Origin of the sequence: Shewanella sp. 10N.286.51.B7, from assembly GCF_002873615.1 — a bacterium.
In the GTDB taxonomy this organism is placed as follows: domain Bacteria; phylum Pseudomonadota; class Gammaproteobacteria; order Enterobacterales; family Shewanellaceae; genus Shewanella; species Shewanella electrodiphila.
Genome location: NZ_MCUF01000052.1, coordinates 1 through 1,936, shown reverse-complemented (window position 1 = coordinate 1,936; position 1,936 = coordinate 1). Strand labels below are relative to the sequence as shown.

Below are 1,936 nucleotides of genomic sequence, written 5' to 3'. Positions count from 1 at the left end.
AAGTGAGAAAGTGAGAAAGTCGATATAATGAATCAAAATTAAATTGCGCACAATTTAATTGACTAAATTATTTTCTACTATATAGTGATATTAAATCTATGAGGAGTGTATTTATGAGCCAATCTTTTTACGAGCAAAGCGCAGTTGATATTCAAGGCAACGCTGTATCAATGTCAGATTACAAAGGCAAAGTTGTTTTGGTTGTTAATACGGCGAGTGAGTGCGGTTTTACTCACCAATACAAGCCACTAGAGCACCTATATCAACTGTATAAAGATCAAGGTTTCGTGGTATTGGGTTTTCCATGTAATCAATTCGGTGGTCAAGAGAAAGGCGATGAAGCGACAATTAGTCAATTCTGTGAATTAAATTTTGGTGTTAGTTTCCCTTTATTCAGTAAAGTCGACGTTAATGGTACTGAAGCAGCGCCACTCTATAAGTTTCTTAAATCTTCTGCTAAAGGTCTATTAGGCAGTGAATCAATCAAGTGGAATTTCACTAAATTTTTGATCAACAAAGACGGCAAAGTGTTAAAGCGTTACTCACCAACCACCAAGCCAGAAAATTTAATGACTGAAATTGAAACTTTACTAAAATAATTGATGGCTAAAGTGACAAATAACTGGAGTAAACGGTTTGCTCAAGCATGCAATTAAATTTACACATACCCATTTGTTGTTCGCAATTGCTTGATTTTAAAACCACAAAAATTTATATGCTAAAAACATTAAAATAATTGTATTTTTTTTGAACTATTGTCGCAGGTGAGAGTCTTATTTATTAAGACAGTGTGATTTCACTTTCATCATCTCCCTGGGACTTCTAGCGCGGTCCCCTTGATCTCAAAGTGGATCGATAGGCAATCAATTGATTGCCTTTTTTTATGGCATTTTTTTATGCTTTTAACGAGGGATTGGATGCGGTTCCACCAGCAATTGGCTTAATGACTTAATAAGCACATTAAACAATTTTTAACGTTATTTAACGTTTATTTCAACCTTCTGGGAACTAAACGATTTCTCATCACTCTGAGTAATTGTAGCAAGTGATAAGTCACTAAATTTCCCCCACCATCTTTTGATGATGTTTTAGTATTTGTCTTATCACTTTCGTTTTATAAACGACTTTAGGCTACCTCCATTTTTCATGCTTCATCACTCCCTTTTGGGATTATGTAAACGCTAGCGCCATTACATGATCTCTTTACGTAATTATTTGCAGGCAACCTTTGGGTTGCCTTTTTTTTTACTTTATTCTCAGTATTTCAAGATAGTGCATTAGTTTGTACAGTTAAAAATTATTAGTGATTTTTTCAAATAATTTGAACCTTTTCTTACCTAGGTACTCATAGTAACTGTAGCGAGTTGGTCATGTTTATTTATCTCCAACGTATAACCCCTTCATCACGGGTCATACATTTAAATACACTCATCAACATGGCCTCATCAGCCAGTGCTAACCGAATTAGTTTTCAGACTGTTTCAGCGTTTTAAGTTTCATCATCATCCCCCTTATTTGGGAACGAGTTAATACGCTAGCGCATTATTAGCCATGTCCCGCAGAGATACTTCTGGCAACCCATTGGGTTGCCATTTTTTTTGCGTATAAATGATTAACGTGACTTTTAATTAACCTGACTAATGATTAACGCAACTTTTGATTTAGGTGAATTCGACGTTAAATGCACCTGCTCTGACAGAGAGTCCACAACATCCATTCCTCAAGCTGCAAATAAGATAACTCGCCAAGGCGTTTCTTAGTCATATTTTCAGTAAATCATAAAAATGATCATTTTTTATGAAACAAATTGAACCTTTTAATAGAGAGGTACTCATAGTAACTGTAGCGAGTTGGTCATGTTTATTTATCTCCAACGTATAACCCCTTCATCACGGGTCATACAATTAAATTCACTTATCAACATGGCCTCATCAGC

General features: G+C 35.3%; 1 protein-coding gene. It reads left to right on the top strand.

Translation table 11 applies throughout. From position 1 onward, the window contains the following. Positions 1-113 precede the first annotated feature (113 nt). Positions 114-599 (top strand): glutathione peroxidase, encoded by a 486-nt coding sequence (locus tag BCU84_RS14565; RefSeq protein ID WP_102528800.1) that lies wholly within the window; start codon positions 114-116, stop codon positions 597-599. Positions 600-1,936 lie beyond the last annotated feature (1,337 nt).

Coding starts and splice junctions, on each gene's coding strand:
- BCU84_RS14565 (WP_102528800.1), top strand. CDS start 114: ATGAGCCAATCTTTTTACGAGCAAAGCGCAGTTGATATTCAAGGCAAC.